The 24,925-nt window shown below is 66.7% G+C and carries 26 protein-coding genes; 14 read left to right on the forward strand and 12 right to left on the reverse strand.

Translation table 11 applies throughout. The features are described 5' to 3' along the window. The 6 genes from AX767_RS03595 (at window position 1) to AX767_RS03620 (ending at window position 4,828) form a co-directional block, all read left to right on the forward strand. Window positions 1–1,176, forward strand: a complete 1,176-nt coding sequence (locus AX767_RS03595; RefSeq protein WP_237288541.1) for an ABC transporter permease — start codon at window positions 1–3, stop codon at window positions 1,174–1,176. 1 nt (window position 1,177) lies between these two features. After that, a complete protein-coding gene (locus tag AX767_RS03600; protein WP_068628706.1) occupies window positions 1,178–2,020 on the forward strand; it encodes an ABC transporter ATP-binding protein in 843 nt (280 codons plus the stop codon). Next, entirely contained in the window at window positions 2,017–2,940 is a 924-nt protein-coding gene (locus AX767_RS03605) for an MlaD family protein (RefSeq protein ID WP_082754789.1), read from the forward strand. Before AX767_RS03600 ends, AX767_RS03605 begins: the two co-directional genes overlap by 4 nt. Continuing rightward, entirely contained in the window at window positions 2,937–3,422 is a 486-nt protein-coding gene (locus AX767_RS22015) for an ABC-type transport auxiliary lipoprotein family protein (protein ID WP_068628709.1), read from the forward strand. The genes AX767_RS03605 and AX767_RS22015 overlap by 4 nt, the downstream gene beginning before the upstream one ends. Further along, complete coding sequence (locus tag AX767_RS22020; RefSeq protein ID WP_068628710.1) at window positions 3,413–3,622, forward strand: hypothetical protein; 210 nt, start codon at window positions 3,413–3,415, stop codon at window positions 3,620–3,622. Before AX767_RS22015 ends, AX767_RS22020 begins: the two co-directional genes overlap by 10 nt. 84 nt (window positions 3,623–3,706) lie before the next feature. Then, the gene (locus tag AX767_RS03620; protein ID WP_068628712.1) at window positions 3,707–4,828 is read left to right on the forward strand and encodes an alkene reductase; all 1,122 of its coding nucleotides are present in this window, start codon (window positions 3,707–3,709) and stop codon (window positions 4,826–4,828) included. 7 nt (window positions 4,829–4,835) lie between these two features. Here the strand turns inward: AX767_RS03620 and AX767_RS03625 are convergent, their stop codons facing one another. From AX767_RS03625 to AX767_RS03635, 3 genes are all read right to left on the reverse strand, one after another. After that, the gene (locus AX767_RS03625) at window positions 4,836–6,152 is read right to left on the reverse strand and encodes a PQQ-dependent sugar dehydrogenase (protein WP_068628714.1); all 1,317 of its coding nucleotides are present in this window, start codon (window positions 6,150–6,152) and stop codon (window positions 4,836–4,838) included. Then, on the reverse strand, window positions 6,149–6,592 hold the full coding sequence (locus AX767_RS03630; RefSeq protein WP_068628716.1) for a hypothetical protein: 444 nt from the start codon (window positions 6,590–6,592) through the stop codon (window positions 6,149–6,151). The genes AX767_RS03625 and AX767_RS03630 overlap by 4 nt, the downstream gene beginning before the upstream one ends. A gap of 254 nt (window positions 6,593–6,846) precedes the next feature. Next, entirely contained in the window at window positions 6,847–7,395 is a 549-nt protein-coding gene (locus tag AX767_RS03635) for a Dps family protein (RefSeq protein ID WP_068628718.1), read from the reverse strand. Between the two features lie 190 nt (window positions 7,396–7,585). Between AX767_RS03635 and AX767_RS03640 the strand changes: the two genes are divergently transcribed. Further along, window positions 7,586–9,157: an oleate hydratase gene (locus AX767_RS03640; protein ID WP_068628720.1), complete on the forward strand. Its 1,572-nt coding sequence runs from the start codon at window positions 7,586–7,588 to the stop codon at window positions 9,155–9,157. Between the two features lie 45 nt (window positions 9,158–9,202). Here AX767_RS03640 and dnaK read toward each other — a convergent pair whose 3' ends face one another. Continuing rightward, window positions 9,203–11,149 (reverse strand): molecular chaperone DnaK, encoded by a 1,947-nt coding sequence (gene dnaK / locus AX767_RS03645; protein WP_068628722.1) that lies wholly within the window; start codon window positions 11,147–11,149, stop codon window positions 9,203–9,205. Window positions 11,150–11,403: 254 nt separating this feature from the next. On the opposite strand from dnaK, the gene AX767_RS03650 reads away from it, so the two are divergent. Then, on the forward strand, window positions 11,404–11,943 hold the full coding sequence (locus tag AX767_RS03650; RefSeq protein WP_082755116.1) for a 3'-5' exoribonuclease: 540 nt from the start codon (window positions 11,404–11,406) through the stop codon (window positions 11,941–11,943). Window positions 11,944–12,093: 150 nt separating this feature from the next. Here AX767_RS03650 and AX767_RS03655 read toward each other — a convergent pair whose 3' ends face one another. Both AX767_RS03655 and AX767_RS03660 read right to left on the reverse strand, forming a co-directional pair. After that, window positions 12,094–13,599: a mercuric reductase gene (locus tag AX767_RS03655; RefSeq protein ID WP_068628726.1), complete on the reverse strand. Its 1,506-nt coding sequence runs from the start codon at window positions 13,597–13,599 to the stop codon at window positions 12,094–12,096. A gap of 21 nt (window positions 13,600–13,620) precedes the next feature. Beyond that, window positions 13,621–14,913, reverse strand: a complete 1,293-nt coding sequence (locus tag AX767_RS03660; protein WP_237288542.1) for a glucoamylase family protein — start codon at window positions 14,911–14,913, stop codon at window positions 13,621–13,623. Between the two features lie 377 nt (window positions 14,914–15,290). On the opposite strand from AX767_RS03660, the gene tpiA reads away from it, so the two are divergent. Genes tpiA through AX767_RS03680 form a run of 4 tightly spaced genes read left to right on the forward strand, consistent with a single transcriptional unit; the run spans window position 15,291 to window position 18,134 of the window. After that, a complete protein-coding gene (gene tpiA, locus AX767_RS03665; RefSeq protein WP_210392554.1) occupies window positions 15,291–16,037 on the forward strand; it encodes a triose-phosphate isomerase in 747 nt (248 codons plus the stop codon). Next, a complete protein-coding gene (locus AX767_RS03670; protein WP_210392556.1) occupies window positions 16,034–16,498 on the forward strand; it encodes an RpiB/LacA/LacB family sugar-phosphate isomerase in 465 nt (154 codons plus the stop codon). The genes tpiA and AX767_RS03670 overlap by 4 nt, the downstream gene beginning before the upstream one ends. Next, the gene (locus tag AX767_RS03675; RefSeq protein ID WP_068628728.1) at window positions 16,495–17,535 is read left to right on the forward strand and encodes a class I fructose-bisphosphate aldolase; all 1,041 of its coding nucleotides are present in this window, start codon (window positions 16,495–16,497) and stop codon (window positions 17,533–17,535) included. Before AX767_RS03670 ends, AX767_RS03675 begins: the two co-directional genes overlap by 4 nt. Further along, window positions 17,532–18,134 (forward strand): histidine phosphatase family protein, encoded by a 603-nt coding sequence (locus AX767_RS03680; RefSeq protein ID WP_068628730.1) that lies wholly within the window; start codon window positions 17,532–17,534, stop codon window positions 18,132–18,134. Before AX767_RS03675 ends, AX767_RS03680 begins: the two co-directional genes overlap by 4 nt. 24 nt (window positions 18,135–18,158) lie before the next feature. On the opposite strand, the gene AX767_RS03685 is transcribed toward AX767_RS03680, so the two are convergent. Next, complete coding sequence (locus AX767_RS03685) at window positions 18,159–18,818, reverse strand: hypothetical protein (RefSeq protein ID WP_068628732.1); 660 nt, start codon at window positions 18,816–18,818, stop codon at window positions 18,159–18,161. A 262-nt stretch (window positions 18,819–19,080) separates the two neighbouring features. Here AX767_RS03685 and AX767_RS03690 point away from each other — a divergent pair, with 262 nt between their 5' ends. Further along, the gene (locus AX767_RS03690; protein WP_068628734.1) at window positions 19,081–19,341 is read left to right on the forward strand and encodes a hypothetical protein; all 261 of its coding nucleotides are present in this window, start codon (window positions 19,081–19,083) and stop codon (window positions 19,339–19,341) included. Between the two features lie 55 nt (window positions 19,342–19,396). Further along, complete coding sequence (locus tag AX767_RS03695) at window positions 19,397–20,431, forward strand: NADP-dependent oxidoreductase (protein ID WP_068628736.1); 1,035 nt, start codon at window positions 19,397–19,399, stop codon at window positions 20,429–20,431. Between the two features lie 8 nt (window positions 20,432–20,439). Here the strand turns inward: AX767_RS03695 and AX767_RS03700 are convergent, their stop codons facing one another. The 5 genes from AX767_RS03700 to AX767_RS03720 all read right to left on the reverse strand — a co-directional run bounded on the left by AX767_RS03700 (window position 20,440) and on the right by AX767_RS03720 (window position 24,923). Beyond that, window positions 20,440–21,255 (reverse strand): PRC-barrel domain-containing protein, encoded by an 816-nt coding sequence (locus tag AX767_RS03700; protein ID WP_068628738.1) that lies wholly within the window; start codon window positions 21,253–21,255, stop codon window positions 20,440–20,442. A gap of 141 nt (window positions 21,256–21,396) precedes the next feature. Then, complete coding sequence (locus AX767_RS03705; protein ID WP_068628740.1) at window positions 21,397–22,305, reverse strand: F0F1 ATP synthase subunit gamma; 909 nt, start codon at window positions 22,303–22,305, stop codon at window positions 21,397–21,399. 9 nt (window positions 22,306–22,314) lie between these two features. Continuing rightward, the gene (locus AX767_RS03710; protein WP_068628743.1) at window positions 22,315–23,844 is read right to left on the reverse strand and encodes an alternate F1F0 ATPase, F1 subunit alpha; all 1,530 of its coding nucleotides are present in this window, start codon (window positions 23,842–23,844) and stop codon (window positions 22,315–22,317) included. Beyond that, complete coding sequence (locus AX767_RS03715) at window positions 23,841–24,629, reverse strand: F0F1 ATP synthase subunit delta (RefSeq protein WP_068628745.1); 789 nt, start codon at window positions 24,627–24,629, stop codon at window positions 23,841–23,843. The genes AX767_RS03710 and AX767_RS03715 overlap by 4 nt, the downstream gene beginning before the upstream one ends. 3 nt (window positions 24,630–24,632) lie before the next feature. Next, window positions 24,633–24,923 carry a F0F1 ATP synthase subunit C gene (locus tag AX767_RS03720; RefSeq protein WP_068628747.1) on the reverse strand — a complete coding sequence of 97 codons (291 nt, stop codon included), beginning with the start codon at window positions 24,921–24,923 and terminating at the stop codon, window positions 24,633–24,635. Window positions 24,924–24,925: the final 2 nt, after the last annotated feature.

A 24,925-nucleotide genomic window follows, 5' to 3' on the forward strand; every position in this document is an offset into this window, starting at 1 on the left:
GTGGCAAGCGCCGTCGCGCCGCGGAACACGCCCGCTCCGGGCCAGGCCGCAGCGGCCCATCCTGCGGCGTTCTCGCAGACTTCGCCGCAGTCGCTCGTGCTGACCGGCCGGTGGACCGCGCTTGACATGTGCGACATCGAACGCCGTCTCGATGCACTGCCGGCCACGGGCGGCGTGGCGCTCGTCGTCGACGCGAGCGGTGTTGCCGCGCTCGACACCGCCGGCGCCTGGGTCATCCAGCGGCTGCTGCAGCGGGCCCGCCAGTCCGGCGGCGACGCCAGCCTCTGCGGCTTGCCGCAACGGTTCGTCGCCCTGATGGACCTGGTGACGCGCCAGTTCACGGAGGAAACGGCGCGACCCGCCGTCGTGGCGCCGCCGGCGCCGGGTGCGCTTGGGTCGGTCGGCCGAGGCGCCGTCTCGGCGCTGCGCGAAGCGCACGGCATGGTGGGCTTCGTCGGCGAGATCGCGGTCTCGATTGCGCACTGCATCGCGCACCCCTCGCGCTGGCGCTGGCGGCCGGTATTCTTCAACATCCGCACGGCCGGATTCGATGCGTTGCCGATCGTCGGCCTGCTGGCCTTCCTGCTCGGCGTGGTCGTGGCCTACCAGGGCTCGAGCCAGTTGCGGCAGTACGGCGCCAACATCTTCGTGGCCGATCTGGTGGGCATCTCGATGCTGCGCGAGTTCGCGCCGCTGATCACCGCGATCATCGTGGCCGGCCGTTCGGGCTCGGCCTATGCGGCGCAGATCGGCACGATGGCGGTCACCGAGGAGATCGATGCGATGCAGACGCTCGGCATCGACCCACAGGAAATGCTGGTGCTGCCGAAGGTGATCGCGTTGATGATCGCGCTGCCCTTGCTCACGGTGTTCGCCGACGTGCTGGGCGTCTTCGGCGGCATGGTCATGGCGCGGCAGCAGCTCGACGTCGGCTTCGTCGACTTCCTCGACCGCTTCGTCAAGGCGGTCGTCACGTCCACCGCGCTCACCGGCATCGGCAAGGCACCGGTCTTCGCCGCCATCATCGCGGTCGTCGGTTGCTACCAGGGCTTTCGCACCAAGGGCGGCGCGGACAGCGTGGGGCGGCAAACGACACGCAGCGTCGTGCAGTCGATCTTCCTGGTGATCGTGGCGGATGCGCTCTTCTCGATCGTGTTCAGCGCATTGGACCTTTGACATGACCAGCCCAGCGGCCCCAGCCGATGCCGTCATCGAGATCGACAAGGTCGTCACGCACTTCGGGAGCCACGTGGTCCACTCGGACGTGACCTTCACGGTCAACCGCTCGGAGATCTTCGCGTTGATCGGCGGCAGCGGTTCGGGCAAGTCGACGCTGCTGCGCGAGATCATCCTGCTGCACAAGCCCGACGCCGGCTCCATTCGCGTGCTCGGCCACGAGCTGACCGGCATCGGCGAGGACGACGCCGCCGCTCTGCGCCAGCGCTGGGGCGTGATGTTCCAGCATGGCGGCCTGTTCGATGCCTTGACCATCCAGGAGAACGTCGGTCTGCCGCTGCGCGAGCACACCCGGCTCGACAGCGACCTGATCGACGAGCTCGCGATGGCCAAGCTGGCCATGGCCGGGCTCACGGCCGAGGTCGGCGCGCAGCACCCGTCGGAGCTCAGCGGCGGCATGCTCAAGCGCGCGTCGCTGGCACGCGCGCTGGCGCTCGACCCGGAACTGCTCTTTCTCGACGAGCCGACTTCCGGCCTTGATCCGGTCAGCGCGGAGGGCGTCGACGACCTGGTGCTCAAGTTGCGCGACCTGTTCGGGCTCACGATTTTCATGATCACGCACGACCTCGACCTGTTGTGGCAGGTCGCGGACCGGGTGGCGGTGCTGGCCGACGGCAAGGTGCAGGGCGTGGGCTCGATGAAAGAACTGTCCCAACGGGACGAACCGTCGATCCGCCAGTTTTTCGACGGCGCGCGCGGGCGCGCCGCACAGGCACAGGAACAGCGCCTGGCCGCGAAAGCGCCGGCCGGTCAGAACAGGAGCACCCCATCGAAACCAAGGTGAATTACACGGTCGTCGGCGCCTTCGTGCTGCTGCTGGGCGCGGCGATGATCGCCGGCGTGCTGTGGATCGCCACGGGCGGCACGCTGCAGAAGAAGTACGACACCTACCTCGCGATCGAGGACGAGTCGGTCGCAGGGCTCAATCTCAACGCGCCGGTCAAGTACAACGGTGTGGAGGTCGGCAAGGTCGGCGGCATCCAACTGGACGCCGACAATCCCGAGCGCGTGCACCTGAGCTTCGCGATCGAGCGCGGGACGCCGATCAAGACCGACACCGTGGCCGTGCTCAAGACACAGGGGCTCACCGGTATCGCCTACGTCGAGCTCGGCGGCGGCAGCCGGGATGCGCCGCTGCTGCCGCCGAGTCCCGAGGCACCGTATCCGGTGATCCGCACCAAGCCTTCACTGAGTGCCAGGCTGGAGAACGTGCTCACCACCGTCCTGACCAAGCTGGACCGCACCTCGAGCAACATCGACGCCCTGCTCAGCCCCGAGAATCGCGCCGCGCTGACGAGCGCGCTGGCCGACATCGCCACCGTGACGCACACGATCGCAGCGCGCAAGGACGAGATCGACGCCGGCATCGTGAACGCGGCGAAGACCGCGGACCACAGCGCGCGGGTGACGGCGCAGCTGGGCCCCATCGTTGCGCGCATGGGGCGCGCCGCTGACGCGGTCGAGAAGATGGGCAACGAAGTCGCGCTCGCGGGCACAAACACCTCGAAGACGGTGAACGCCGTCGGCGGCGAAGCACAGCGCTTCGCCGCCGACACGCTGCCCGAGATCCAACGCCTTGTCGGCGAATTGAGCGACCTGTCGAATTCGTTGCGGCGCCTGAGCGAACAGACCGCGCGCGACCCCTCGGGCCTCATTCGCGGACGCCGCCCGGTGCCGAACGGCCCCGGCGAAACGACCCCATGACCAACGACACCATGAACCCTTCCACCTTCGCTGCAGCGCGCAAGACCCTCGTCGGCCTGGCTGCCGCGGTGGGCATGACACTGCTCGGGGGCTGCGCCGGGCTGCTTCCGAAAGGGGCGCCACCCCCGGCGGTTTATTTACTGGAAGGGGTCCAGGCGACGCATGAGAAGCCGCCTGCGGTGGCCGCTGCCGTCAGAGCGCCGGCGCTGCTCGTCAACCCGACGCGTGCCGCACCGGGCTTCGACAGCCAGCACATCGTCTATGTGCGGGTCGCCCACCAGCTCGAACACTTCGCCCACAGCGAGTGGGCGGACACGCCTGCGCGCATGCTCACGCCCCTCATCGTGTCGGCGATCGAGCGCACGGGCGCTTTCGCGCCGCCGGCGCATCGACCAGCGGTATCGCCGCTGAACTGCGGCTCGACACCGAAGTGCTGCGACTGCAGCAGGACTTCGGCGACACACCCAGCCGCGTGCGCCTGACGCTGCGGGCCACGCTGTCGGACAACGTCACGCGCCAGGTCATCGCGTGGCAGACCTTCGACGAAAGCGTGCCCGCTGCCAGCGACGACCCGTACGGCGGTGTGGTCGCGGCCAATCTCGCAGTGCAGCGCGTGATGGCGCAGTTGGGCCGCTACTGCGCGACCACGGCCGCATTGCATTCGCGAGCCGCTGCACCCTGAGCCATCGACGGCCAGGCGTTCGGCGGCGTACAGACACGAGGCGGCGTCACTCGCAAGCTGACGCTTCACTCCAAGGAACCCCTCATGCCTTCATTGTTCGATCCGATCCGCATCGGCGGCTTCACGGCAGCCAACCGCATCTTCATGGCACCGCTGACGCGCGGTCGCGCCACGCGTGACCACGTGCCGATGCCGCTCATGGCGGACTACTACGCGCAGCGCGCCGGCGCGGGCCTGATCATCAGCGAAGCCACGGGCATCAGCCGCGAGGGCAGCGGCTTTCCGTGCGCGCCGGGCATCTGGACCGATGCGCAGGTCCAGGGCTGGAAGCCGGTGACGGCGGCGGTGCACGCGGCCGGCGGCCGCATCGCGCTGCAGCTCTGGCACATGGGCCGACTCGTGCACCCAAGCTTCACCGGCGGCGCGCGGCCGGTCTCGTCATCGGCCACGATCGCACCGGGCGACGCCTACACCGACGACCTTGGCAAGCAGCCCAATGCACAGGCGCGGCCCATGACCACCGACGACATCCGGCGCCTGCTGGACGACTATGCGCTTGCGTCCCGCAACGCGATCGCTGCGGGCTTCGACGGCGTGCAGATCCATGCCGCCAACGGGTATCTGATCGACCAGTTCCTGCGCGACAACTGCAACTTTCGTGACGATGCCTATGGCGGCTCCGTGCCCAACCGCATCCGCCTGCTGGTCGAGATCACCCAGCGCGTCGTGGACACCGTAGGCGCCGAGCGCACCGGCGTGCGCTTGTCACCCAATGGCGAGGTGCAAGGGGTCAACGACAGCCATCCCGAGATCCTGTTCCCCGCCGCGGCCGCGGCCCTGGATGGGCTCGATGTGGCATACCTCGCGTTGCGCGAACCGCTGCGCGACGGCACCTTCGGAAAGGCGAACTCGCCGCCGGTTCACCCGGCAATTCGCAAGGTGTTCCGCGGCGCGCTGATCCTGAACTCCGACTACACACTTTCAGAAGCGCAAGCGGCACTGGACGCAGGTCAGGCCGATGCCATTGCCTTCGGACGCGCGTTCATCTCCAACCCCGATCTGCCTCGTCGCTTCGCCGAGCACATCCCGCTGGCGCCGGGGAACATGGCAACCTGGTATTCGAAGGGCGCGCAGGGCTACACCGACTACCCCGATGCGCCCGAAGAGAGGCTGGCGTCGCCGACGCCAGCCGCTGCTGCGGTCTAGTGCAGCGTTACGGCGCAGCCGCGGTGACCGACCAGACCGCGTTGCCCACGTCGTCGGCGATCAGCAATGCGCCGTCGGCCGATTGCGCAAGCCCGACAGGCGCCCCGAACAGCGACTTCTCGTCCACGGACGCAAACCCGGTGACGACCGGCATCTTCTTGCCCGTCGGTCGGCCGTCGACGAAGCGCACATAGCTGACCTCGTAGCCGCTGAGGGGCGACCGGTCCCAGCTGCCGTGTTCGCCGATGAAGGCGCCACCGCGGTACATGGCCGGCAGGTTGGTGCCACTGTAGAAGAGCAGGCCCAGCGGCGCGACGTGCGATGCCAGTGCGTAGTCGGGCTTGATCGCCTTCTGGACCAGGTCCGGCCGCTGCGGCTGCACGCGTTGATCGACGTGCTGCCCGTAGTAGCTGTACGGCCAGCCATAGAAGCCGCCCTCCTGCACCGCAGTCATGTAATCGGGCACGAGGTCGGCGCCGATCTCGTCGCGCTCGTTGACGATGGCCCAGAGCTTTCCGCTCTGCGGCTCCCACTGCAGCCCCGTCGGGTTGCGAAGCCCCGATGCGAAGACCCGGCTGGCGCCGCTCGCGACGTCGACCTCCAGGATGGCGGCACGCCGGTATTCCACCGCCAGGCCGTTTTCCGTGATGTTGCTGTTCGAACCGACACCGACATAGAGCTTCTTGCCGTCTGGGCTGGCGAGCAGCGCTTTTGTCCAGTGGTGATTGAGGGTGCTCGGCAGGTCGGCGAGTTCGACCCCGGGGTCCGCGATGCGGGTGGTGCCCGCCGTGTAGGCGTACTTCATGATCTTGTCGGTGTCCGCCACGTACAGCGTCTGGCCGATGAGCTGCACACCGAACGGCGAGTGCAGGTGTTCCAGGAACACGTGTTGCTCCCACGGGCCGGCACCGGCAGGCTTGCGCAGAAGCGTGATCCGGTTGCCGCCTTTTGCGCCCTTGCCGGACTGGTTCTTGACGATGCCCGCGATCAGTTGCTTGGGCGTGGTCACGGGCTCGGTGCCGGGCCCGTTCGATTCGACCACCAGCACGTCACCGTTGGGAAGCGTCAGTAGCTGGCGCGGGTGCATCAATGCAGCGGCGATCTTCTCGATCTTGAGGCCGGCCGCCACAGTGGGGTGCCCATCGCCCTGCCACCCGACCCCGTCCGGGACCTGCATCGGCGGCACCAGGAAGTTCCTGGCGGCCGGCATCACGGGCTCGCCGCCCATCTGTTGCTGTGGGTCGACCGAGGCGCGCTCACCGCACGCACTGAGCGCCGCGACAAGGACGGTGGGAAGGAGAAAAGTCCATTGCTTGCGGTTCATGCTGGCACCTTGTTGACATCGTTCACTTGCTGCAGGGTCACGAGGACGTGGACGACGACAAGAAGCCCGACCGTCAGTACCGACAGCCACAGGCCTTGAGGCATCGCCGCATAGGCGTCGCGGCTGTGCACGAGCGCGTTGACGATGGCGGTGACCACCGCCACCAGGTAAAGAAAGAAAGCCGCCTTGCTGCGGGCCGTGCTGTGTCGCGCGCCGGGAAACCAGACCCACGCCAGATTGATCAGGCGCGGAATCACCGCGATGGACAGGCCGATGCTGATGAGCCAGGCCGCCGACTTGACCCACATGAGGTCGGCGCTTCTCGCGTAGATGACGTCGAAGATCAATGCGGCAACAAAGAATCCGAAAGGAATCGGATTGAGCAGATCGAAGACGACCGCAGCGGTGGTGGAACCCCGCGTTTGGGTTTGAGGTTTCATGAAGGCTTCGTTCAGGTTCGAGAGATCAGGCGCAACGGGGCGCGCCGATGGCGGTTAGCAAGCGTGTTTACGATTGAATCGGCGCACGGTGTTGTCTGTCATGGGCGACAGGGCTCTCGCCGTAGGACGCAGCGCCTGTTTGGCTGATTACGACACCGCCGGCGCGCTCGCGTGAAATCTGCGCGTGCATGGGATTGACGTGCTGCGACATCGGAGCACCAGTCTGGCGTTTCAAAACGCTTGACCGACGGGATTCAATGCCCGGTTGTACCGCCGTTGCGGCTGGCCTCGAACAGGAACCAGGTCCTCCGCTCGGTCTCGTCGATCCAGGTTTCGATCAGGCTGGTGGTCGCGATGTCGCGGTGCTGCTCGCAAACCCCGTGCGCCTCGCGCAGGCTCGCTGCCAGCGTCTTGTTGTCCTCGCGCAGTTCCGCCAGCATGTCCAGCGGCTCGACGTAATCGGCATCGTTGTCGAGCACACGCTGCGTGCGGGCGATGTGGCCGATCGAGCGCAGCGTGGTGCCGCCCACCTTGCGGATGCGCTCGGCGATCGGGTCGGTCATCGCGAAGAGCTGGTCTCCCTGGTCGTCGAGCAACAGGTGGTAGTCGCGGAAGTGAGGTCCGCTCATGTGCCAATGGAAGTTCTTGGTCTTGAGGTAGATCGCGAACACATCGGCAAGGATGCCATTCATGGCGGCGGCGATGTCGCGGGGCGCGTCGCCCTTGAGGTCCGTGGGCGTGACCAGCGGCGCCTCCTGCCGTTTCCTGAGCTCCTGCACTTTTTTGGCCTCTGGTTTCTTCATGTGATTTTCTTGAGTCGGTTGTTGGATCGATGGCTTGCTACAGCCTCGGGCATCCGGCAGTCCGCGTCTGTGTGGTACCGCACTCAGCTCCGCGAAGCGGCCGGCGCCCTGTGTTGCCGAGCGCACAGACCGGCCGGCGCGCCGCGCTTAAGTTGAGTGCCGCAAACACACTCACGAGGAAGCTTTCAACATGACTTCAAGACGCAAGGCCTATTTCGTCGGCGGCGGCATCGGCTCGCTGGCCGGCGCCGCCTTCCTGATACGCGACGGCGGCATGCCCGGCAGCCAGATCTCGATCCTGGAGACCGGCAGCCTGCTCGGCGGCAGCCTGGACGCGGCGGGCGATGCCGATCGCGGCTACTCGATGCGCGGCGGCCGCATGCTGACCACCGACAACTACGAGTGCACCTGGGACCTGTTCAAGTCCATCCCCTCGCTCACGCAGCCGGGTCGCAGCGTCTTCGAAGAGACTGTCGAATTCAACGAGAAACATGTCTCCCACGCGATGGCGCGGTTGGTCGACCGCCGCCGCGCCAAGGTGCCGGTGGCGTCCATGGGTTTCTCGATGCACGACCGGGCGGAGCTGCTCAAACTGTTGAATGCCGAGGAGTCTTCGCTTGGCGACAGTTGCATCACGGACCACCTGTCGCCCGCCTTCTTCGAGACGCCGTTCTGGTTCATGTGGGTCACCACCTTCGCCTTCCAGCCCTGGCACAGCGCGGTCGAGTTGCGTCGCTACCTGCACCGCTTCATGCTGGAGTTCTCACGCATCGAGACACTGGCTGGCGTCAAGCGCACGGTGTTCAACCAGTACGACTCGATGGTCGTTCCGCTGCAACGCTGGCTTCAGGCGCAGGGCGTGCGTTTGGTCACTGACTGCACGGTGACCGACCTCGACCACAAGACCGAAGACGGCCTGTTCGAGGCCATTGCGCTGCACTGCACGTTGAAGGGACGGCCCGAAATTCTGCAGCTGGAAGACGGCGACCTCGTCTTCGTCCAGAACGGCTCGATGACCGATGCCTCCAGCCTGGGCTCGATGACGGCGGCGCCGCCCAAGCTGAAGAAGGCGCACAACGGCAGCTGGACCTTGTGGGAGAAACTGGCCGAGGGCCGGCCGGCCTTCGGCAAGCCCGCAGTTTTCAACAGCTGCGTCGCCCAATCCGACTGGGCCTCGTTCACGGTCACGCTGAAGGACCCGGGCTTTTTCGATCGAATGCGGCGATTTTCCGGCAACGAGGCCGGCACCGGCGGATTGGTCACTTTCAAGGACTCGAACTGGCTGATGTCCATCGTGCTGGCGCATCAGCCGCATTTCGCCAATCAACCGGCCGACGTGCAGATCTTCTGGGGGTACGGGCTGTTCCCCGACCGCATCGGCAACTTCGTCGCCAAGGCGATGGCGGACTGCACCGGTGCGGAACTGCTGCAGGAACTCTGCGGCCACCTGCGCTTCGACCTGGAAACCGTGGACACGGCCCACTGCATTCCCTGCCGCATGCCCTACATCACCAGCATGTTCATGCCGCGCGCGCCCGGGGACCGACCGCTGCCGGTGCCGCCAGGAACGAAAAACTTCGCCTTCATCGGCCAGTTCGTCGAGATTCCGCTGGACACCGTCTTCACCGTCGAGTTCTCGGTGCGTGCGGCGCAGATGGCGGTGTATGAGTTGCTGCACATCACGAAACCGATTCCGCCAGTGACGCCGCACGATGCGTCGTTGCATGCGAAGTTCGACGCGCTGGTCAAGGCGATGCGTTGACGCGCGTCGCGATCACTCGCTCAGCCCGGATGCCGCTCGCCGGATTCAGGCCCTTTTGACCTCTTTCACTTCGGCGTCGACCACGCTGTCATCGGCGGTGGCATGCGTCGCAGCTTCAGGGCTTCTCTGGCCGGTGCCCGTCGAAGCCCCGGAAGCAGCGTGCTCGGCCTGCGCTTGCGCATGCATCTTCTCGCCGAGCTTCTGGCTCGCCGCCGTCAGTGTCCGGGTCTTTTCCTCGATCACGGCCTTGTCTTCTCCCTCCAGGGCTTCTTCCAGCTTTTTGATCGCGCCTTCCGTGGCTTGCTTTTCGGCGCCTTCGAGGTGAGTGCCCTGCTCGGCAAGCATTTTCTTGGCGCTGTGCATGGTGGCCTCGGCCTCGTTGCGCGCCTGGGCGAGTTCGACCTTTTTCCTGTCCTCCACTGCGTTCAGTTCCGCGTCCTTCACCATCTTCTGGATCTCGGCTTCCGAGAGGCCTGAGTTGGCCTTGATGGTGATCTTGTTTTCCTTGCCCGTGCCCTTGTCTTTGGCGCCGACGTGCAGGATTCCGTTGGCGTCGATGTCGAAGCTCACCTCGATCTGCGGCGTGCCGCGCGCCGCCGGCGGAATGCCCTCGAGGCTGAATTCCCCCAGCGCCTTGTTGCCCGAGGCGATCTCGCGCTCGCCCTGGAACACCTTGACGGTCACGGCAGGCTGGTTGTCGTCAGCCGTGGAGAAAGTCTGCGCGAACTTGGTCGGGATCGTGGTGTTCTTGGCGATCATCTTGCTCATCACACCGCCCATCGTCTCGATGCCCAGCGACAGCGGGGTCACGTCGAGCAGCAGCACATCCTTGCGGTCGCCCGAGAGCACCTGGCCCTGGATGGCGGCGCCGACGGCCACGGCCTCGTCGGGGTTCACATCCTTGCGCGGTTCCTTGCCGAAGAATTCCTTCACCTTTTCCTGCACCTTGGGCATGCGGGTCATGCCGCCGACCAGGATCACGTCGTTGATGTCCGACACGCTCACGCCGGCATCCTTGATGGCTGCGCGGCACGGCGCGATGGTGCGCTCGATCAGTTCTTCGACCAGGCTTTCGAGCTTGGCGCGGGTGAGCTTGATGTTCAGGTGCTTCGGCCCCGATGCGTCGGCTGTCACGTAAGGCAGGTTGATGTCTGTCGATGCGCTGCCGGACAATTCGATCTTGGCTTTTTCCGCCGCGTCCTTCAGGCGCTGCAGGGCGAGCACGTCCTTGGTCAGATCGACACCCTGCTCTCTCTTGAACTCGGTCACGAGGAAGTCGATGATGCGCTGGTCGAAGTCTTCGCCGCCCAGGAAGGTGTCGCCGTTGGTGGAGAGCACTTCAAACTGCTTCTCGCTATCGGCGCTCGAGATCTCGATGATCGACACGTCGAAGGTGCCGCCGCCCAGGTCGTAGACGGCGATCTTGCGGTCGCCCTTGTCGTGCTTGTCCAGGCCGAAAGCCAGCGCAGCGGCGGTGGGCTCGTTGATGATGCGCTTGACGTCCAGGCCCGCGATGCGGCCGGCGTCCTTGGTGGCCTGGCGCTGCGCGTCGTTGAAGTACGCGGGCACCGTGATGACGGCTTCGGTCACCGGCTCGCCGAGATAGTCTTCGGCGGTCTTCTTCATCTTGCGCAGGATCTCGGCGCTGACCTGCTGGGGTGCCAGCTTCTTGCCCCGCACGTCGACCCAGGCGTCGCCGTTGTCGGCTTTGCTGATCGTGTAAGGCATCAGGCCGATGTCCTTCTGCACTTCCTTCTCTTCGAACTTGCGGCCGATCAGGCGCTTGACTGCGTAGATCGTGTTCTTGGCGTTGGTGACCGCCTGGCGCTTGGCGGAGGCACCGACCAGCACTTCACCGTCCTCCTGGTACGCGACGATCGAGGGCGTGGTGCGCGCGCCTTCCGAGTTCTCGATCACGCGCGCAGTGTTGCCTTCCATGATCGACACGCATGAGTTGGTGGTGCCGAGGTCGATGCCGATGATTCTGGACATGGTGTGATTGCTCCTTCAATGGGATGAATGGGTGGTCGTGAACTTCGATCAGTCTGCGCGGATGCATGGCAGCCGTCTGTGGGCCACCGCACGCTGCCTTCGGGTCACAGGGGCGCACTGAACGCCTTCGTACGACAACGAACAGACCGAGGCGCGAGGGCGCCGTCAAGCTCACGGCATCGCCGTCACGGGGCCAGGCAACCGGTCCATCCCGAATGTCAAACCACCGTGAAATCACGCCGCATGAACATGTGATGAACCTCTTCATCGACACCGAATTCAGTTCGCTCAATGGCCCCGAGTTGCTCTCCATCGGCCTGGTGCCGGAAGACGGCAGGGAGTTCTATGTGGAAATCGCAGACGACCGAATACCGGTCAACGCCTTTGTCAAGCGCACGGTGCTGCCGCAATGGGGGTTGATGCCGCTCCAGGTTCGATCGAGCATCGAGTTGGGCCGCCACGTGGACAAATGGCTTTCGGGTCTTCGTCGGACGTCGATCGCCGTCGTGTTCGACTACGAGGCGGATTTCGACCTGCTGCGCAAGGCCCTGCTTTCAGCCATGTGCTGGGGACGATGGTCCAAGGTGCTCGTGCCGCACCGGGTTGGATTTCTCTCGCGTGAACACGCCTCCAATGAGGCCATGGACACGTCGTGGACGGCATCGATGCAGCGCGACGGCATCGGCCGTCATCACGCACTGGCGGATGCCCGCGCGTTGCGCGAGGGATACGCAGCGGTGCACGACGCACAACGCCGACGCGTTGCCGAATGCGTCGCTGCACTGCCCCCCTGAGAACACCCGGCATCTCGGTCGATGCGCCGTTCTTTTGCCCGAAAAAAACGACGGATCGGACGCCTTCAAGGAACGAAAGCGTCAGATTACTTCTGCACCGTCTCGCTGCCAAGCCCCGTTGCCGCTGCCCGCGCGACCGGCCTTTTCAGTTCAGCGTTGCCACCATAGGCGCACTCGCCCAAGCAGCCTGGGCGTCATTGCCGTCCGCGCATACGCATCCGCCGCCTGCCGGATGGCTGCGCCCTGCGTCGGATAGGCATGGATGACCCTGGACAGTGCCTGCAGCCCGATGCCCGTCACCATCGCGAGCGAGATGCTGTTGATCATCTCGCCGGCATGCCGGGCCACGATGGTCGCGCCCAGAATCGTGTCGGTGCCCTCGCGCACATGGATCTTCACGAAGCCGTCTTCCTCGCCATCGGCGATGGCGCGGTCCACGTCGTGCATCGGGATCGTGAAGGTCTTGACCGGAATGCGCTGTTGCCTCGCCTCCCTGACGTACAGGCCAACGTGCGCGACCTCGGGGTCGGTGTAGGTGCACCACGGGACCGTGAGCGCGCTCATGCGCTCGTGCCCCAGCAGCAAGGCATTGCGGACCACGATGCGGGCCGAGGCCTCGGCAGTGTTGGTGAACTTGTGCGTCAGGCACACATCGCCCGCGGCGAAGATGCGGCGGTTGCTGGTGCGGAGGAAATCGTCGACATGAATGCCGCCCTCTGCGTCATAGGCCACGCCCGCGGATTCCAGGCCCAGACCCTGCACAGCGGGCACGCGGCCGATGCCGGTCAGGAGGGTGTCGACGCGCGTGGTGGCCGTGCTTCCGTCGTTCATCAGGTCGACCACCTTGCGGCCGTCTTCCATGCGCACGCGCGTGACCGTGCTGTTGAGGTGGATCTCCACGCCGTCGCGCGCCAGCGCGTCGGACACCATCTGCGCCGCGTCGCGTTCCTCCTGCGGCAGGAAGAGCGGCTCGCTGTGCGAGATCAGCGTGCGCGACCCGAAGCGCGCGAACACCTGGGCCAGCTCGCAGCCGAGCGGGCCGCCACCGATCACCATCAGGCTGGGCGGCAGGACATCGAGGTCGAACACCGTCTCGTTGGTGAGGTAGCCGGCTTCGTCGAGGCCCGGAATGTCGGGCAACAGGGAGCGTGATCCGGTCGCGATGAGTGCCTTCTTGAAATGCAGCGGCACGCCGTCGACCTCGACCGCATCCGGCCCGGTGAAGCGGGCCACGCCGAAGAAGAGATGGATGCCGGCGCGCGCCAGGTTCATCGCCGAATCCCGGCGGCTGATGCGCGCCGTGACGCGCCGCATGCGGCGCATCGCGGCGGCGAAGTCGAACGCCACCTCGGCCGGTGAAGCCACCCCGAAGTTCTCCGCATTGCGCATGTCCGCCAACAACCGCGCCGTGCGGATCAACGATTTGGAGGGAATACAGCCGTCGCTCAGCGAATTGCCACCGAGCTCATGGCGCTCGACCAGCGCCACATGGGCTCCCAGGGCCGCGGCGGCGCGCGCAGCCGCCAATCCCGCCGGCCCCGCGCCGATGATCAGCAAGTCGTAGCGCGGCAGCGGCTTGGGGCTGCGCCAGCCGGCGGGCCGGGTGTTGGCCAGACGCGCGTCGGCAGGCTCGGCGGCTTGGGAGAACGCGGACATAAGGAATCGGATGCGCTGCGGCTAGAGCCAACCGCCGGTGAAACCCGCTCGCCTCAGCCCGGCACGCAGACAAGGAATGCTGCGCGTCAGACGCCAAGGCAGGCCGGTGCGGAAGTTCTCGATCATGAGGACCGTCAGCCCCTGGTCGAGGCCGAACACGCCTTCCGAGATCCAGGGTGTGTCGCCGCCCGCGGTGACGTTGACGCCGCTCGCGTACAACGCGTTCCCACCCGTTGCGCCCGCTTCGACGACCAGACGGCGCAGCGCAGGCAGCGCAATCTCGGGCGCGAAGACCAGCGAGGCGGCCACGCAGGCGCTGTTGAGCGTTCCATCGTCCGGCCCCCAGGGAACCCCGCGCGCCGCATACCCGTAGAACGCCTGGCGGCGACCCGCCACCGTCTTCGGCTCGACGCTGGGACCGTCGCTGGCCGTCAGGCCCCAGCCGTCCTGCCCGTAGCCGCCGAAGCCGCGCGGATTGCGGATCGCGTACTGCCGCTGCACTTCGGTGGCACGCCGGCTGTTCTCGAAGTAGTCGCAGTCCTTCTCGCGCATGAAGCTGTCCCGGATGCCACGGAAATCGATCCACGCATGCGAGAACTGGTGCATGAACAGCGGCCCGGCGTAGAGGAAGTCGATGCCGTAGAGGTTCTCCCACTGATAGGTCTCGGTCCATGTTTCGAAGCTGGCCGTTGTCAGCCGGTGCGTGTTTGAGCCCAGGCCGAGCGCATACAGGACGATGGCCTCGTTGTAGCCTTGCCAGCCGTAGTTGAGGAAGCCGCACTCCGGCTTCCAGCCGAGCGCCACGGCATCGTCGTCGTGCTCGGACCAGTTCCAGTTCACTCGGTCATAAAGAAGGTTCGCGAGCCTGCGCAGTTCGCTCTCGTCGGGAGTCGCGGCATCGAAATAAGCGGCCGCTGTCAGCATGCCGACCACCAGCAGCGCGGTGTCGATGGACGACAGCTCCGACGACCATGCACGTCGGCCTGTATCGCCGTCCAGGAAATGAAAGTAGAAGCCGCGCCAACCCGTCGCGTCGGCCGCGCCGGACTGGTCGCTCCCGGCGAAGAAACGCAACGCGTCGAGACATCGATCGACGGCCTGGTCCCTGGCGATCCATCCTCGCTCGACCGCTACCGGATAGGCCGACAGCGCGAAGCCAACGACAGCGATGCTGGCCGGCGCGCCGGGTCGCGAGGTGTCTGCGACCAGCCCGCTGTGCGCATGCGTGTGGCGCAGGAAGTAGTCGAAGGCACCGCGTTGAAGGTCGTCGATCATCCGCTCGTCGGCGCGAGTCAACGTTCCCTGGGCGTTCACTGCGGAACCATCGTTGGCCAGACCTTCCAGCGCAGGCGCTGCCACCAAGGGGCCGATGGCGGCACGGTGTCAGGCAATCCGTTGAATTCCGACATGGACACGCACGCTGCCTCAGGTTCAGGGCTCGTCCTGGCCTCGAAGCCCGGCATGTCGGCAGTGGTGCGAAACGGGCACATGGCAGGTGGCCTCCAGGTCAAAGAAAGGCTAACTGTCCACGCGTTCGTCCGCAATGTCTGTTCGCTGTCGCACACGCAGCCGCGCTTGCGGCCACGGTCTGTTCTCCAACGCACAGACGCGCCGGCCCGGAAAGCCCATTCTCCATTTCCAAAGGAGCACAGCTTGACGAAACCAAACGCCCCCATTCAGGTCCGGCCGACGTGACCCGGCCGCTCATCGTCGGAAACTGGAAGATGCATGGACTGACCGCGCAACTGGCAGACATCGAAGCGCTTGGCATGGCAATGACTGGCCGTCCCGCGCAGGCAGATGTCCTGATCTGTCCGCCGTTCACCTTGATCGAGCGCGCGGCGCGCATAGCAGGGTCCCTCGTCGCCATCGGCGCACAGAACTGTCATCACGAGACTTCCGGCACCTGGACGGGTGAGATCAGTGCGCGGATGCTGAAGGACTCGGGCGCATCGGCAGTCATCGTCGGACACTCCGAGCGTCGTCAACATCAAGGCGAAACCAGCGAGCGGGTCGCTGCGAAGGCGAACGCTGCAGTGACCGCTGGTCTGCTCGCGATCATCTGCGTCGGCGAAACGCAGGCGGAGCGTGCAGGCGGCGGCGCACTGGCCGCCTGTGCAGCGCAGTTGGCCCTGAGCATGCCGAAGGGCATCGCCGCTTCAGCCTTCGCCATCGGCTACGAGCCGCTTTGGGCGATCGGCAGCGGACAGGTGCCGACTGCCGCTCAGATCACCGAAATGCATGGGCACATCAGGCAGTGCCTGGTCGCCCGGCTGGGCGCATCCGGGAACGCCGTGCGTATCGTCTATGGCGGCTCGGTGAAGCCTGCCAATGCGCGCAGCATCCTTGCGCTCTCCGATGTCGGCGGCGTGCTGGTCGGCGGGGCGAGCCTGAAGCCGGATGAATTCGAAGCCATCGTGCGGGCGGCGGCGCCATGAATCTGCGCGTGGGCATCGCGGCCGACCACGGCGGCTACGCACTCAAGGCGGAACTCGTGCGGTCGCTGCGAGGATGGGGCTGTCAGGTCGAGGACTTCGGCGCCTTTCAGCTCGACCCCTCGGACGACTACCCGGACTTCGTGGCTCCTCTGGCCAGCGCCGTTGCCAGGCGCGACATCACGCGCGGCATCGCACTTTGCGGCAGCGGCGTGGGCGTGGCCATCGCCGCGAACAAGTTCGACGGTGTCCGTGCCGGACTGGTTCACGATGTCTTCACCGCACACCAGGGCGTCGAGGACGACGACATGAACGTTGCGTGCCTGGGCGGCGCGGTGATCGGCACGCGCTACGCGCTCGACCTCGTGCATGTGTTCCTCCACGCGCGCTTCTCGGGCGCCCCGCGCCATCAACGCCGTCTGGACAAGGTCCGGGCACTGGAACACAGGAGATCCGAACCATGATCACGATCGACAGGCCCCTGCTCACAGACACCGCACACCGGCTGATGGCCGACGGCAAGGGCCTGCTGGCGATGGACGAGAGCACCGGCACCTGCAACCGGCGCTTCGGCACCGCAGGCATCCCGCAGACCGAAGCGTCCCGGCGTGCCTACCGGGAGCTGCTGGTGAGCACGCCCGGGCTCGGCCGCACGATCAGTGGCGCGATCCTCTTCGAAGAGACGTTGCATCAGCGAACCAGGGACGACGTGCTTTTCACGCAAGTGCTCGAAGACGCCGGCATCGTCCCAGGCATCAAGGTCGACCTGGGCGCCAAGCCGCTTGCAGGCCACCCCGGGGAGCGTGTCACCGAGGGGCTGGACGGCCTCCGCGCGCGGCTGAAGGCCTATTTTGAAAAGGGCGCGCGGTTCGCCAAGTGGCGCGCGGTGTTCAGCATCGAGACCGGCACGCCCGGTCCGGCGTGCATCGCGGCCAACGCGCATGCACTGGCGCGTTACACAGCCCTGTGCCAGGAAGCCTCGCTGGTACCGATCGTCGAGCCGGAAGTCCTGATGGACGGCGCGCACACCCTGGCCGAGTGCGGCGAAGCCACGCACCGCGTGCTGCACCAGGTCTTCGAGCAGCTCGACCAGCAGGGCGTGGTGCTCGAGGCGATGCTTCTCAAGCCGAACATGGTGCTGCCGGGCACCGACTGCCCCATGCAGGACGACATCGATGCCGTCGCGGATGCCACGCTGGCTTGCTTGCTGCGTGCCGTTCCCGCCGCCGTGGCGGGCATTGCGTTTCTCTCGGGGGGGCAGCCGGCCGCGCTGGCCACGGTACGGCTGAACGCCATGCACCGCCGCCGCGGCACCGTGCTGGTGCGCAGCCCCTGGCCTCTCACCTTCTCGTTCGGCCGGGCACTCCAGGAGCCCGCGCTCGCGGCCTGGGCCGGCAACGACGCCAACCGGGTGGCGGCCCAGCAGGCGCTGCTGCATCGCGCAACGTGCAACGGCGCCGCCGTACGGGGCCAGTACAGCCCCGCGATGGAGACCGCATGAGCACGACGCTGCTGCAGCTGTACCTCGTGCGGCATGGCGAGACCGCGTGGACGCTCACCGGTCAACACACGGGTCTGACCGACCTGGGCCTGACCGCGCACGGCGAGGCGCAGGCGCGCGCGCTCGCAGCGCGGCTGCGCAACATCGCCTTCTCGGACGTGCTGGTGAGCCCCGCGCTGAGGGCCCGCCAGACATGCGCGCTGGCAGGTCTGGAAGCGCTGAGCCGCATCGAGCCGGACCTCGTGGAATGGAATTACGGCGATGACGAAGGTTTGCGCAGTGCCGACATTCGCAAAGCGCGACCCGGATGGAACGTCTGGCGCGACGGGTGTCCGAACGGCGAGACACCGGACGAACTGGCAATCCGCGCAGACCGGCTCATCGGCCGTCTGAGCAAGCGGGAAGGCAACGTCGCGCTGTTCTCGCATGGCCAGTTCGGCGCTGCGCTGGCCGCACGATGGATCGGTCTGCCGCTGATCGCCGGAGCCCACTTCGCCTTGCACCCGGCTTCGGTCAGCATCCTGGGCCACGAGCCCGCCCATCCGCATCGGCGGGTGATCGAGCTTTGGAACGAAATGCCCGCACTCGATGTTCGGTGAGATGGGCCCTGCCCCGGAGACGCTTCAATCCGCAGGTGCGATCGTCGTGACCTCGAACCCGAAACGGAGCAGCCGTTGAACGTCGGTCTCGCCGGCCTGCCCCGCGGGAACCGACTCGCCCTGCAGCCATGATTTTTGGATGAGGATGTTCGCGGCCTCTTCGACCGAAGGACGCGTGCCCTGCTGGACCTCGTCCTCGATCGGCGGGCCGCCCTCGTCGCCCGTGCGGGTGGCGGCGACCCGCCATCGACTGAGTTCATAAGGCAGCGAGCGCTGGATCGCCTGGCGTGTCAAGCCGACAGAGAGGCTGCGATCCGGCGACCGCACGCCGGTGACCCACTGAGGTGCGATGAGAACGCTGTGCCCTGCCCACCAGTGGCGCGTGTCGATCACGATGGCGTGCACGGCCCGAGTCTCCTCGTCGACCAGCAGGTCCTGGACAAGCCCGGCATCGCCATCGAGCGCATGGACGCGATAGCCCGTCAGCACCTTGCAGCTGCGCCAGTGCGAAGCCTCGCCGCAGGCCGGTTGGTCCTGCGTCGAAACCCCAGGTCCGTCGTTCGGGCGGATCGGGCTCGCGAAGACCGGCATCGCCTGGCATTCGAGCCAGCCACTCGCATCGACCACCAGGCCGCGGACGACCCATTGGCCGTCATCGAAGGAGAAATCGAGGGTGTCACTCATGGGTTCACTTTGAGGCGCCCCGCGTGCCGCGTCTGTTCGCTGCCGTACCCATGCCAGCGGCGAAGACAGAGGATTTCACGGCGCGCGCGCCGCGGTCACGTGTGCGCCAACGAACAGACCTCGCGGGAGGCACCGCGCACAGTCACCGCACCACCCCTTTCCGACCGCCTGAAAGAATTGCCATGCAACCCATTGCAGAAATAGTCGATGGCGCACGCTGCCGCAGGCGCATCGACCACAGCGTGCTTGCGAGGCCTCGCCCGTGACGACGCACCTGCCCCCTTCTGAGCGCTTCGCGTTCGTCTACCGCGGCTGCTCGATGGTCTGCACCGCCGAGTTCGTCGGACGGGCCGCCTACCGCCCCGTGGTGATCTACCGATTCGGCCTGCCCGAACTCGGTGCCACGACGGTGCCGGTCATCGATACGAGCTGCACCACGATTTCCGCAGCGATCCTGCGCGGCCAGCAGACCGCCATGCTCTGGATCAACGAGCGGACCCGGCATCTGAACTGGTGGTTCTGATGAACCACCCGAAGCTCGAGTCTCTCTCCCTTGCTCCCATACGAAAGTTGAACCCATGACGCAAACCACCCACCTCAATCGCCGCATCGTCCTGAACGCCCGACCGAACGGCGCGCCGACCGCGCAGGACTTCCGCATGGAGCACGGCGCGGTGCCGCAGCCCGGTCCGGGCCAGGTACTGCTGCGCACGCTGTACCTGTCGCTGGACCCCTACATGCGCGGGCGCATGAGCGACGAAGCGTCGTACGCGGCGCCCATGGCCCTCGGCGACGTGATGGTGGGTGGCACCGTCTCGCGCGTCGAGCATTCCGCACACGCAGGTTTCAATCCTGGCGCACTGGTGGTGGGGGCAGCCGGCTGGCAGGACTATTCACTGGCGGATGGCGAGGGGCTCAACGCGCTGTACCCGGGGGACCCCCACCCGTCGCGCGCGCTGGGGGTGCTCGGCATGCCGGGCTTCACCGCCTACATGGGGCTGCTGGACATCGGCCAGCCGGTGGCGGGCGAAACCGTCGTGGTCGCGGCCGCCAGCGGCGCCGTCGGCTCGGTGGTCGGGCAGATCGCCAGGCTCAAGGGTTGCCGTGTCGTGGGCATCGCTGGCGGGGACGAGAAGTGCCGCTACGTGGTCAACGAACTGGGTTTCGACGACTGCATCGATCACCTTGCCGACGGCATGCCGGACGCGCTCGCGGCAGCCTGCCCGGCAGGCATCGACGTGTACTTCGAGAACGTGGGCGGCGCGGTGTTCGACGCGGTGCTCCCGCTGCTCAACACCCGGTCCCGCATTCCCGTGTGCGGGCTGATCGCCGGCTACAACGCCACGGCGTTGCCGCCAGGCCCCGACAGGCTGGGGCTGCTGGAGGCCACGCTGCTGAAAAAGCGCATCCGCATGCAGGGCTTCATCACGATGGCGGATTACGGGTCTCGCTGGAACGAATTCTCAGGCGCGATGCGCGAGTGGGTGCGTGAGGGGAGCGTCAAGGTCCGCGAGGACATCGTGTTCGGTTTGGAGAACGCACCCGACGCCTTCATGGGCCTGCTGCAGGGCCGGAACTTCGGCAAGCTGATCGTGCAGCTGGCCGAGGGCTGAACTCCGACTCAGGCTGCAGCGAGGAGCGAATCCGACCAATAGCCCGCACGTCCGTAGTGGCCGCGCAGGTCGAGGTCCGACTGCAGCGTCCAGCTCTCGCTCGGGTCATAGACGGGCGCGGCTTGCACGGCATCGCGGCTCAGGTCGATGGACACGGTCTTGTTCGACCAGTGCACGCCGGTGATCCACTCCGGCGCCACCAGCACCTTGTGGCCCATCCACCAGTTGCTCGTGTCGACGATGAGGTAGCGGATGGCCCAGGTCTTCTCGTCCACGAGGAAGCCGGAGACATGGCCGATCTCGCCGTCGTTCGCGTCGAGGTGATAGCCGGTGACCGCCTTGCAGCTGCGCAGGTGCGGATCGTCGTTGCGGTGGCGCTGCCGTTCGGTGCGCTGGTAGGCTTCCATCTCGCGTTCCCGCTCGGCGCGGTCGATGCCGTAGCCCATGTAGCCGGGAACCATGCCGTAAGGATAGAGGCCGCCACCCCACAGGCCCAAGCCGCCCCAGTAGTTGCCGTAGCCGTAGTACCCCATGTACTGCTCTTCGTTCTGCCGCGAGATGGGCTGTTCGGTGTCGACATCCGGACTGTTCTTCACCTGCTCCTTGGTGATGGACACCGGCAACGTCCGGCCCACCCAGTTGGGGTTGTGGATCGCGACGGGCGAGATCAGGACCTTGCGGCTCGTGAGCCAGGAACCCGCATCCACCACCAGGTAGCGGACGACCCAGGTGTCGTCGTCGAAAAAGAAATCCTTGACGTCGCCGATCTCGCCATCGGTGGCCTGGATCGCGTATTTCTCGAGCTCATGGGTGCTGCGCAACATGTGAGTGTCCTTTCAGAATGCCGAATCGAATCGATCGGCGGAATGCGTCATCGCGGGGGGGAGTTCAAGGAACCAATGTCATCGCAACCGCCCCGGCCGTCTGTTCGCCACCGCACGCGGCGCGTCAGCGACGACGCCGCATCAGGTGTCAACCTGGTCGCGCAGCGCCTTGAATCCCGAGATGACGTCCGAGAGTTCTTCGTCGATCTGCGCCTGGCGCAGCCGGTGCAAGGCGTCGCCCAGCGTGCCCAGCATCTCGTCGATGTTGCGGTCGGCGCGGTCCATGGCCGCCAGCCGGCTCGCGTTCTCGCTCGCGAGCGACTCGGCACAGGCGCGAAACAGGGAGACGAACAGGTACTCGCGGATCAGGGCACGCAGCGTGGCCGTCGGGTCGCCCAGCGTCTCGGCCAGCATGGCGGTCGGCCACGGTTGCTGCGCCAGTCGGCGACGCCAGTCACCGTCCAGTGGCAGCAGCCGCTGGCCGACCGGCGCGAAGGTCGAGCCGGCGCCAGGCCGGTTGTAGAAGAGGTGCACCTCGGCCGCCGTCTCGCGCCGCCCGGACCCGAAAGACTCTTCGAGAACGGTCAGGAGAATCTCGTCGACCAGCGCCGCGATCGCCTGGACCGAATCCGGCACCGCGAAGACGCCGAGCAGCGGCATGTCGGTGTCGAGCAGGCTCGCGTGCACGCGCTCCCCGACGGCCCAGACCTGGGCTGGCGCGGGCATTCGCGCCAGCGCGGCGCGCGCGTGGTCGACCACCAGATCGTTGAAACGGCCGACGAGCCCCTGGTCGGATCCAAACACGATGGCGCGGACGCCGACCGCCGCCTTCGGACCCGGTGGCGCCGGCACCACGTGGAGCGCCTCCAGCCGGAAGCACACGCCCAGCCCGAGTTCGACGCTGCGCGCGTAGTCGCCCAGCGCGGCCACCGACCGTTCGTACTGGCCAACGCTGGCCGCCGCTTGCGCTTTCATCGCGCGGACGACCGACTGCAGGTCGCCCGCACTGCCGATCTTGCGGCGCAGGCTGGCGGGGCTGTCCTGCTTCACCGCGTGGTCTCAGCCCAAACCTGCGATCGCTGCGCGCGCCAGGTCGACGATGGTGGCGCGGTCTTCATCGCTCAGCGACTTGGCGCTGCGCAGCCGTTCACCCAAGGTGGCCGGGATGCCGTGGGCAGCGGCGGTGCGTACAGCCTGCTCCGCCTCGGCCATGCGCTCTAGCGGAACCGGGTCGAACAGTCCCGCAGTCAATGCGAGCACGGTGGCGATCTGCGCCGGCACGGTCAACGGCGACAGCTCCGGCTGCTTCAGGCAGGCCCGGATGCGCTGGCCGTGCGTGATCGACTGCTGCGTGTCGTCGTCCAGGTGCGCGCCGAAGCGCGCGAAGGTCTCCAACTCCTCGAACTGCGCATAGGCGAGCTTGAGGTCGCCGGCCACGGCACGGAACGCCGCCAGCTGCGCCTTGCCTCCCACGCGCGACACCGACTTGCCCACGTCCACCGCAGGCAGCACGCCGAGCTGGAACAGCGTGGGCGACAGGTAGATCTGCCCGTCGGTGATGGAGATGAGATTGGTCGGGATGTACGCGGAGATGTCCTGCGCTTCGGTCTCGATGATGGGCAGCGCGGTGAGCGAGCCACCGCCGCGCGCCTGATTCAAGTGCGTGGCCCGCTCCAGCAAGCGCGAATGGATGTAGAAGATGTCGCCGGGAAAGGCCTCGCGCCCCGGCGGCCGCCCGAGCAACAGCGACAGTTCGCGGTAGGCGCGCGCATGTTGCGTGAGGTCGTCGTAGACGATCAGCACGTCCCGCCCCGCTTCCATGAAATGCTCGGCGATGCTGGTGGCCGCGTACGGCGCGATGTACGACAGGCCCGGCGGGTCGTTGCCCTCCGCCACCACCACCACCGTGTACGCGAGCGCGCCATGGTCTCGCAGCACGGCCACGACCTTGGCCACGGCGGAGGCACGCTGGCCGATCGCGCAATAGACGCACACCACATCGTTGTCGCGCTGGTTGACGATCGCATCGATCGCAATCGCGGTCTTGCCGGTCTGGCGGTCGCCGAGGATGAGTTCTCGCTGGCCGCGACCGATGGGGATCAGCGCGTCGATCACCTTGAGGCCGGTCTGCAGCGGCACGGTGACCGGCGCGCGGTCCATGATCGCTGGCGCCGGACGCTCGATGGGTGCGCGCTCGTCGCCGCTGAATGCACCGAGGCCATCGAGCGGCTTGCCCAGCGGATCGATCACCCGCCCGAGCCAGCCGTCACCGACGGCGACATCCATCACGCGGCCTTCGCGCAGCGCCTCGTCGCCGCTGCGCAGCTGCGTGTTGTCGCCCAGCAGCACCACGCCGATCTCGGCCTCGTCCACATTGAAGGCAATGCCGGACACACCGCCCGGAAATCGGATCATTTCCGCATAGCCCACGCCGGGCAGTCCACCCACGCGCGCAACGCCGGTGGACACCGAAAGGATCGTGCCGACCTCGCGCACCACGAGCCGGGGCACGAAGTCCGTACGCGCCTGGTCGAGCGCCGAGAACACCGCGTCGAAGCTTTCCTGCAGGTTGCCGGGTGCTGCCTTCACGCGGCATTCCCCGCGGGGCTGGGCGCCGCGGCCGGCTTGAGCAGTTCATGCACGCCGCGCTCCAGCGACGCGAGGTAGTCCGCGATGCTCCACGCCACCTTGTGCCCGTTGGCGCTCAGTTCGATGCCGCCGACCAACGCCGGTGCCACCTCGTAGTGCAAGGTGAGCTTGACGCCGAAGGTCTCGTTGACCGCCTTGTGCACGGCCGTGCGCTGCGCCGTAGGCAGCGCGAACGCGGTGCGCACGATCGCGCCGTCATTCGCCGACTTCAACGCAGCAGCCATCTCCTGCAGCGCAGTACTTTCGAGCGAGCGCAGGCGAGCGATGAAAAGCTCGCAGACGCTGGACTCCAGGTCCACCGTGGCCAGGTCGGTCAGCGCCTGGCGGGCAACAGCAAACACTTCGTCCTGCGCGCGCTGGCGCAATGCCTGGTCGAGTGTCCTGGCGTCGCTGGCCATCGACACCCGGCGCGCCGCTGCGAGTGCGTCGGCGGCCGCGCGCGCGGCATCGAGCAGCTTCTGGCGCTCGGCATCCGCGTCGGCGTTCGCCTTGGCCAGCAGCGCGGCGCGCTCCTGGTCGAACGCGTCGTTCTTGTGCTGCAGATCGGCGCGCTCGCTCTGCGCAGCGGCCTTCTTCTTATCGGCGTCTGCGAGCTGGGAGGCGATGCGCTTCTCGCGCGCATCGATGGCGGCGAGCACCGGCTTGTAGAGAAAACGCTTCATCAGCCACACCAGCACGATGAAGTTGAGCGCCTGCGCGCCGACGGTGAACCAATCGATCAGCACCGGCTACTTCCCCAAAACCTTGGCCGCCTGTTCGAGCGCGGCGTTCCAGAACGGGTTGGCGAAGATCAGGATCATCGAGACCACGAAGCAGTAGATCGCGGTCGACTCGATCATCGCCAGGCCGACGAAGAGCGTGCGGGTGATCGTGGCCGACGCGTCGGGCTGCTGCGCGAGCGCGGTCAGCGCGGTCGCGACAGCGCGGCCTTCGGCGAGTGCCGGCGCCATGGTCCCGAAGCCGGTGGTAATGCCCGCGATGACGATCGAGGCAATGGCGATGTAGGTGAGACTGTCCATGG

The organism is Variovorax sp. PAMC 28711 (genome assembly GCF_001577265.1).
GTDB lineage: Bacteria > Pseudomonadota > Gammaproteobacteria > Burkholderiales > Burkholderiaceae_C > Variovorax.